Source organism: Eubacterium sp. An3, from assembly GCF_002159465.1.
In the GTDB taxonomy this organism is placed as follows: Bacteria; Bacillota; Clostridia; order Lachnospirales; family Lachnospiraceae; genus Anaerobutyricum; species Anaerobutyricum stercoris.
Map to the genome: position 1 here is coordinate 1 of NZ_NFIR01000059.1, position 8428 is coordinate 8428.

Genomic DNA, 8428 nt, shown 5'->3' on the forward strand with positions numbered 1-8428 from the left:
TTTTTAAAATTTCAAAATACACATCATACCAGTCTTTTGTCTAAGACAGAAGGCTTAGATCAGTGCGCTTTTTCAGCAGCGCAAGCGCTGTAATTGTAGCCAAAGCAAACAGATTCTGCTGAAAATGCGCACAAAAAATCCGTCAGCAGTTACGGTCGTTAGACCGTTACTGCGACGGAACCTTTTCTTTTTAACCAAAACGAAACAATCCTCAAACAAAACGTAAAAAAACCGGTGATAGAGTATGGGCACAGTCATACAAAGAATCAGAGGGATTTTTTGTGAAATTAACATTTCTTCAATCATTTACAAAAGAAACCCAAACACTCCCCGTATACAATGGGTGAAGTCGAGAGAAAAATTAAAACGACGAGTGGAGGGTTGAAAATGAAAACGATTTCTATTCTGCTGACGAAATACTCTGATTGCATTTCCACTTTTATCCATTACATAAGCGGCAGAGAATACACCCATGCGTCCATTGCTCTGGAGGAGCCGGAAGAATCACTATTTCTGTTCCCAGTTTGTGGCGGAACTGCTGGAAGACGCGGAAGAAATACGGCTGAAAAAGCCGTCCTCGTTGTATCTTCCTAATGATTTGAGGCGGGAACTGGCGGACAGTCCCTGCCTCATGAGCATAAATTATAACGTAGTTTAGAGAAAGATATTCAGATAAGGATATTTAATCATCCACAACCGGAACCGGAGTATCGTCCCATTTATCCAGATCGTTAATATACAGCTTTGTTTCATTAGATATGATATTGGATAAAAGGAGGACGGCAATCAGGTTAGGAATCGCCATTAATGCATTTAATATGTCTGCCAGGGCCCAGACCACATCCAGTGTAACAATAGGTGCGATGGCAGCTACTGCGATGTAGAGCACACGGTAAGGAATGAGTCCCTTTTTGCCGGAGAAATACTCAACGGCTCGCTCGCCGTAGTAAGCCCATCCGAGAATGGTGGAGTAGGCAAAGCAGATGATTCCCAGAGTGAGGATAATCGGCCCCAGATACGGAATCTGCCCGAAAGCGAGAGTAGTCAGTACGCCGCCGTCCGTGATCTCATCAGCGTTGATGGCAGGATTTTTCATGATGGTGGAAACCAGCGTAAGACCGGTCATCAGACAGACGACAACAGTGTCCCAGAATGTGCCGGTGGAAGAAACCAGCGCCTGACGGACAGGGTTTCTTGTCTGGGCGGCAGCCGCTGCGATCGGGGCGGAACCCATACCAGATTCGTTGGAAAATAAACCTCTGGCCACACCGTAACGCATAGCCATCATGATACCGCTTCCCACCAGTCCGCCGGCAGCAGCACCTGGGGTAAAAGCGAGACGGCAGATCGTAGTGATCGCCGGTATGATGTAATCATAATTGATGCAGAGAATGATCAGGCAGCCCAGTACGTAAAAAATGGCCATAAAAGGAACCAGTTTCTCACACACTCTGGAGATGGACTTGATACCGCCGAAAATGACAAGTGCCGTCAGTGCGGCGATGATAATTCCTATAATCTGTTTCGGGAAGCCCACATTTGCCTGCACGATATTGGCGATGGCGTTGACCTGTGTGGCGCAGCCGATTCCGAAAGAAGCAAATCCGGCAAATACGGCGAAGATCATACCGAGAATCTTGCCGAGAGGCTGCCATTTCAATCCGCGGGAGAGCGCATACATAGCACCGCCCTGCATTCTGCCGTCTTTTTTCTTCACTCTGTATTTGACGGCGATCAAAGATTCCGAATATTTGGTAGCAATACCGAACACACCGGATAACCAGCACCAGAGCACAGCGCCCGGGCCGCCCAGAGCAATGGCGGTGCCGACGCCGACAATATTGCCGGTACCGATGGTCGCCGCCAGAGCCGTGGTCAGCGCGCCGAAATTGGATACTTCTCCCTCTGCGTCCGGATCCTTGGTCACGGAGAGCTTGATGCCTTTTGTAATGGACTTCCATTGAATAAAACGCGTTTTGAATGTCATAAAAATATGAGTGCCGAATAATAAAATGATCAGCCACCAGCCCCATATGACTTCATCGACTTTAAATATTGCGTCGCTTATTGTCTCTAACATGATTTTCCCCTCCTGTCTTTCATTATCGGTTAGAAGATCGAAAAGCGTAAAAAGTATAAAAGGTACCGCCTAAGATGCGATACCCCTTTGACTTTTCCTTTAATAGTTTACCGTATCAAAGCGATAAATGCAAGGTAAAATGACAAAAAAAAGAGGAAAGAGTTGTTATTGTAAGATTAATATCCCTGTAATAAATGTGTAATGTCGGTATGATATTATTGTAGTATTCTAAAGTCAGACAAAAAACTACCTGTTTATTATGCAAAAAGAAGGAGGGATTTAGTGAAAAAAATATATACTGCTGCCACTGAGGCTGAGGGAAATGAACTGGTCAGAGTACTCAGAGAACAGGGTATTCCTTCTTATACAAAAGAAGGGGGAAGTGGAGAATACATGCGTATTGCCTGGGGAACGTCTATTTATGGAACCGGATTATATGTGAAAGAAGAAGATACAGAAATGGCTTCTGTTTTGATAAAAGAGTACCGGCAGGAGAATTGGAATGCTGACGATCACTCAGAGCTGATAAAGGAAGAATCTTCAGCGACTATAGTTCCGTGGTATAAAAACAAAGTTTTTATTGCCAGAGGAATCCTTGCCTGGATGGCGATTATGATGGTAATGCTGTTCATTTTCGAATATATGAGCCAGGGCAGTTGATTATCATACAATAACTGATATAACAGCATATCTTAAATTAAAATCTGTATTGATATTCCATCAGTATTGCTGATGAGAATGTTGATACAGTTTTTTTTGTTCTCATTTTCCGGCAGTCATTGTTTATGAACCGTTTATAAAATCTCATCTGAATATTTAGACCCGCATGTTATGCTCTGTTACAAAGATAAAGAGAGCAGGAGGAAAAAATGTGAAAGTATTGATTACAACTGACTGGTTTGATCCGGTGATTAACGGTGTGGTGACATCTGTGCATACACTCACGAAGGAGCTGGTTTTCCTGTTTTGATTTGCTGTACGGGTTTTGCCCTGGTGGGAGTTTACCCGTTTGGCGACCGTTCTGCGCTGGTTATAGACGGGGTTCATCAATATATCGGAATGTATGAGGAGCTGCTGCGGCAGATAAAACAGGGCTGGAGTTTTGCATTTTCAGATCACGCGATGGGATATAGCTTTTATAATCTTTTTTCCTATTATTTAAGCAGCCCTTTCAGCCTGTTAATTCTTTTTCTCATGCAGTTCATATATGTAAATGAGGCGGTGACTATAGCGATACTCGTTAAAATCGGACTGACTGGTACGTTTATGACATGGTACGTCCTGCGAAAAATACCGTCGCATACAATAACGGCCGTATGTATTGGCAGCATGTATGCTTTGTCAAATTTTGTGCTGGGGTATTACAGCAATCTGATGTGGCTGGATTGTGTGATGCTTCTGCCGGTTCTTGCATGGAGTCTTGAAGAATTGATATATTTCGGACGATGGAAAAAGTATTCTTTCATTCTTGGATACTGCATTATCTCCAATTATTATATGGGTTTCATAATATGTATTTTTTCTGTGCTGTACTATACGGCGGAAACATACGGAGCCGAAGAAAGAGATGAGGTGTGGTGGAAGTCGGGACTGAAATATGCGGGAGCCTCGGTGCTTGGCGGAGGGCTGGCTGCGATCATATTAGTTCCCGCTGTTTTTGCGGTTTCCAAAACTACTGCTGCCAGACAAGCGGGACTGTTGATAACAGGAGGAACCTACGGAGATATATGGGAACAGCTGGGCCGATTGCTTTTCGATTCCTATCCCTACGCCACGAGTGGAAATCAGGCGTCAGTGAATCTGTATTGTGGAGGCGCGGTGCTGCTTTTCTATCTGGCAGGATTTCATTTCCAGACATTGAATCTTCTGCTTCACGGGCTGCATAAACCAGTGGGCATGCCCAATCGTTTTGCCTTTGTCTTCGTTTTTCTGCTGCTGAAGGCTGCTGCGGAAGGATGGGGGAAGGTTGGAGAGATAAACAGAAGGCAATTGGCTCAGGGAATCGGAATCAGCGTTCTGTTCTGTTTTTTTATAGGGAGCAGGATGGGGAATGTAAAGACGGCAAGTTCCATGAGTCTGCTGATTTTATACGGTATGCTTCTGGCAATGGTTCTGGGGTTCTACAGAAAAAAATATGTGCAAAAAGAAAACGTCCTGTCATGGGTGTATGAGATGCTAAAAGGAGAATCACAGTGGCGTATCATCCTTGGCGGGCTCATTCTTTGTGAAATCAGCGTGCACGCAGTGTTAAGTATCTGCAATACCGGTTCTGCCAACCGGAATGTTTATGTGGACAGCGGAAGAGAAATCAGGCGCATGCTTAAAGAAAAAGAACAGGAAGATCCCGGACAGACATATGTGTATCGTACAGATATCGTGAACCCTGTTCTGAGAAACGAGGAGCTCTTGTATGGTTTAAACGGTATCTTGATGTTTTCTTCCACCAACACAGATGAGATGGCAGCATGGATGGAAAAAATGGGATTTGAGACAGGAAAAAACCGATTCCAGTATTCCGGATTGGCAGAGGTGATGGACATGCTTTTGGGCATCAGATTTCTGGCATACAGGAATGGGCTGCAAATGGATACCTGTTATCAAAAAATAACCGATGGAGTGTATTTTGATCTGTACAAAAACCCACGTGCACTGTCAGGCGGGGATTTGGTGGATGAAGGAGTAAAAGATTCTCATCTGGAGGGAGATAATCCTCTGGAGATTCAGAATAAACTGCTGGATAAGATGGGCTGCGGTCCTCTGTATACTGTGGAAAATGTAAATGCGCCGTCTGTCCGGTCAGGAGAATCCGGAAGTTTATTTGAAATCAATCTAAAAGGCGGGGAACACGGATATCTCTTTTTTTCAGTTATGAAGAGACGGAGGGTATCGTTGTGCTGGAAGCGCTCGCCTGCGAAATTCCCATTGTGTTAAGGGATATCCCGGTATATGAAAACTGGCTGGAAGATGGCGTTCAGGTTTATAAGGCGTCCGATGTGAAAGAGTTTCGTCAAAAACTGGAAAACATTTTTACCGGGGAAGGCGCACGTATGGCGGCGCCGGAAAGACAGCTGGCGGAGAAACATAGTCTGATTCGAACTGGAAAAAGGATTATGGATATATACAGGAAAGAAACATCCGGTGAAATATATTAAAAATTGTTTTTAGAAAAAATAGTTTTGTTTAATCATTTTGCCTTTTCCATTCGTTATAATAAACGAGAGAAGATAGGTGATCAATCTGAAAGGAAGGCAGATATGATTTGGCGCAAAGAAAAAAAGCGGGATCAATCGAATAAAAAGTCAGGGGAAGAAGCGGGAGAAGTTATGGAGTCGTTCATTACCCGCTGGTATCCGGACATTCTGCGTTACTGTGTCTGGCATGCGCCGAATATGTCTGCAGCGGAAGATGCTGCGCAGGAGACTTTTCTGAAGCTGATCCGATATTATAAAGAGGAGGTAGAAAAGGGAAAAAATCTTCGTTCACTCTTATATCGGATTGCATCCGGTGTATGCATTGATATGTGGAGAAAGAAAAGTGTTTCGGAAGTGTCGCTGGACGCTCTCGCGGAATATACTTCTTCTGAAGGCAGTTCCCGGGCGTCCGGATATAATGTTCCCGGGGAGATAGGACAGGAAGCGGGAGATTATGAACAGGTAATGTCTGATATGGAAATGCGCCGCCTGGTGAACAGTCTGCCGGAGGAACAGAGGGAGATCGTGATTCTCCGTTTTTCGCAGGATCTGACTCTGCGGGAAATCGCAGGAATAGTGAAGCTTCCTCTTCGGACTGTCCAGTCACGTCTGCGTTCCGCATTAAATTATCTGAAAAGAGGACTCGAGCAAGAACAAGAAATGGAAAATAAATTGTAATGAGATTTGAAATGAAAGAATCAGGAAAGGAGAGCCGATGCAAAATATGAAAGATGTAAAAAAACCGGAAGGAAAAGCTGAGGAATCCGGTAAGAGAAAGTTTGGCAAGCGGGTTTCGGATAATACCACAGAAGAAATAAGAATCCGTCTGCGTTCCTCCATGGGTGAAATGTCTCTGCCGGATGCCGGGGAAGGACTGTCAAGGCTTTTGCGTATGGCTCGGGAAGAAACGGCGGGAAGTCAAAGACGAGAACGCCTTTCGTTCTGGCGTTTTTTCATAATACAGGGAAAATATCTCGGATGGAAGATCTGGGCGACGCAGTTTTGCTGTCTGTTTTTTATCACCGCGTTGGTGCCCCGTATTCTGGGAACAAATTTTCTGAGCATACCGGCATATACCGTTAAATATCTGTGTGCCTTTTCCTGCTTTATATTCCTGAGCGGCGTGCCGTTTTTGGGGCGGGCCGGCCGTTACAAAATGTATGAGCTGGAGTCGGCCGCATATTTCTCGCCGAAACGTCTTCTGGCGGTGAAGCTTCTCTGGATGGGAGCCGGAAATGTCTGTATGCTGGCAGGATTATTTATTTTTATGACAAGATTTGCTTCCCTGGAATCGGTAAGGACGGCGGTCTGCCTGGTCCTTCCGTTTTTGCTGACGGCGGCGGTCTGCCTGTACTTTCTTTCCCATATGAGCGCAGACCGATTCCCGGCCGCCTGCGCCCTGTTTTGCGGCACTGTCTTTTTGTGTATCATGGTATGGAGTGAGAGACAGCCGTACCTGTATCCGGAACACGTTTTTCCGGTCGGATTGCTGGCTCTGGCAGCGGGATTGGCTCTTCTATGCATTTATCAGCTCTGGTTTCTTCTGAACCGGTCGGATTATGAGGAGCTGCAGCTGGTCTAAATAATAAAACGCTGACCTGTAATATTTCTGCCAAAAATACTTGAGCATCTTCGCAGTTAATGATAGTATAAATCGGAATCTTTATCAGACGGGAAATATCCCGCTGCCAAAAGAATAACAAGGAAAAAGGAGAGGAATCCGATGATTCATTTACTGTTGGTTATTATTTATCTGGCTTTTATCAGCCTGGGACTGCCGGACGCCCTTCTGGGTTCCGCATGGCCGTCCATGTACAGGGAATTTTCTGTTCCGGTTTCATATTCCGGGATAATATTCATGATCATAGCGGCGGGAACGATCGTTTCCAGCCTGCAGAGCGACCGTCTGACCAGACGGTGGGGAACAGGCAGAGTAACTGCGGTCAGCGTGCTGCTGACAGCTGCCGCGCTGTTTGGTTTTTCCGTCAGCGGCTCTTTCCTGGCGCTCTGCCTCTGGGCGGTTCCTTACGGCCTCGGGGCAGGAAGCGTGGACGCCGCCCTTAACAACTACGTGGCTCTTCATTATAAGAGCCGGCACATGAGCTGGCTGCATTGTATGTGGGGTATCGGCGCTTCCGTTGGTCCCTACATCATGGGGCATGTGCTGACCGGAGGGCAGACCTGGAATATGGGTTACCGCATCATTTCATTTTTACAGATTGCGCTGACCGCGCTCCTTTTTGTGAGCCTGCCGCTCTGGAGTCGGAAATCGGAAGAAACAGAGCCGGAGACTGGCGATACAGTTTCAGAGGCCTTGCCGGAAGAAACTGCTGCCGGAAGGAAAAGACCTCTTTCTCTGCGGGAAATTATACGTATACCTGGTGCGAAGGAAATGATGTTTTCTTTTTTCTGCTACAGTATAGTAGAACAGACGACAAGTCTCTGGGCAGGCAGTTACCTGGTATTTCACAAAGGGATGTCCGCGGAGAGCGCCGCAGGTTTTGCCGGTTTGTTTTTCATCGGTATTACCGCCGGACGATTTTTAAGTGGTTTTCTCACTGTAAAACTGAGCGATACACAGATGATCCGGCTTGGTCAGAGTGTTATTCTTCTTGGAATTGTCGCTCTGCTGCTGCCTTTTGGCAGCGGAATGTCTCTCATGGGACTGGTGCTTCTGGGACTTGGCTGCGCTCCGATCTATCCGTCCATCATTCACTCGACGCCGGATAATTTCGGCAGGGACAATTCTCAGGCAGTGATGGGAGTTCAGATGGCGTTTGCATATGTGGGAACATGTCTGATGCCGCCGGTATTCGGCCTCATCGCCAACGGATTGAGTGTTGCTTTTTTCCCGCTGTATCTGCTGCTGGGACTTGCAATCATGACTTTCATGCATGAGAAAATGCTTCTCAAGAAAGGAAGAGGTATTTTCAGTAAAAGAGCGGTGTCCGGTCAGCCATCTTAGTAATCCGTGCCTACGGCTCTGGAAAAGTGACGCTGATACTGCATCTTTATATTTTTATATTCAAATCTATGATGGGGCCGTTGCAAAATAGATGAGTAATCATCTATGGAGCAATGGCTCCATTTTTATGCCTGAAAATAGAAAACGGACCCCGAAGAGTCCGTAATCCATGGTATAATTAGATATGACTAC

At 45.8% G+C, this 8428-nt stretch carries 8 protein-coding genes; 7 read left to right on the forward strand and 1 reads right to left on the reverse strand.

Annotation, left to right across the window (positions count from 1 at the left end):
• Positions 1-387: 387 nt before the first annotated feature.
• Positions 388-594 carry a hypothetical protein gene (locus tag B5F87_RS19720; protein ID WP_242964603.1) on the forward strand — a complete coding sequence of 69 codons (207 nt, stop codon included), beginning with the start codon at positions 388-390 and terminating at the stop codon, positions 592-594.
• An 88-nt stretch (positions 595-682) separates the two neighbouring features.
• Here B5F87_RS19720 and B5F87_RS19725 read toward each other — a convergent pair whose 3' ends face one another.
• Positions 683-2080 carry an alanine/glycine:cation symporter family protein gene (locus tag B5F87_RS19725; RefSeq protein ID WP_087284247.1) on the reverse strand — a complete coding sequence of 466 codons (1398 nt, stop codon included), beginning with the start codon at positions 2078-2080 and terminating at the stop codon, positions 683-685.
• A gap of 282 nt (positions 2081-2362) precedes the next feature.
• Between B5F87_RS19725 and B5F87_RS19730 the strand changes: the two genes are divergently transcribed.
• The 6 genes from B5F87_RS19730 (at position 2363) to B5F87_RS19755 (ending at position 8236) form a co-directional block, all read left to right on the forward strand.
• Positions 2363-2740 carry a DUF2007 domain-containing protein gene (locus tag B5F87_RS19730; RefSeq protein WP_158097116.1) on the forward strand — a complete coding sequence of 126 codons (378 nt, stop codon included), beginning with the start codon at positions 2363-2365 and terminating at the stop codon, positions 2738-2740.
• Between the two features lie 306 nt (positions 2741-3046).
• A complete protein-coding gene (locus B5F87_RS19735; protein ID WP_158097117.1) occupies positions 3047-5011 on the forward strand; it encodes a YfhO family protein in 1965 nt (654 codons plus the stop codon).
• Complete coding sequence (locus B5F87_RS19740; RefSeq protein WP_242964604.1) at positions 4972-5232, forward strand: hypothetical protein; 261 nt, start codon at positions 4972-4974, stop codon at positions 5230-5232. Before B5F87_RS19735 ends, B5F87_RS19740 begins: the two co-directional genes overlap by 40 nt.
• Before the next feature lie 102 nt (positions 5233-5334).
• The gene (locus tag B5F87_RS19745; protein ID WP_087284259.1) at positions 5335-5949 is read left to right on the forward strand and encodes a sigma-70 family RNA polymerase sigma factor; all 615 of its coding nucleotides are present in this window, start codon (positions 5335-5337) and stop codon (positions 5947-5949) included.
• A gap of 46 nt (positions 5950-5995) precedes the next feature.
• Positions 5996-6853: a hypothetical protein gene (locus B5F87_RS19750; protein WP_143405304.1), complete on the forward strand. Its 858-nt coding sequence runs from the start codon at positions 5996-5998 to the stop codon at positions 6851-6853.
• A 141-nt stretch (positions 6854-6994) separates the two neighbouring features.
• Positions 6995-8236, forward strand: a complete 1242-nt coding sequence (locus B5F87_RS19755) for an MFS transporter (RefSeq protein ID WP_087284265.1) — start codon at positions 6995-6997, stop codon at positions 8234-8236.
• Positions 8237-8428: the final 192 nt, after the last annotated feature.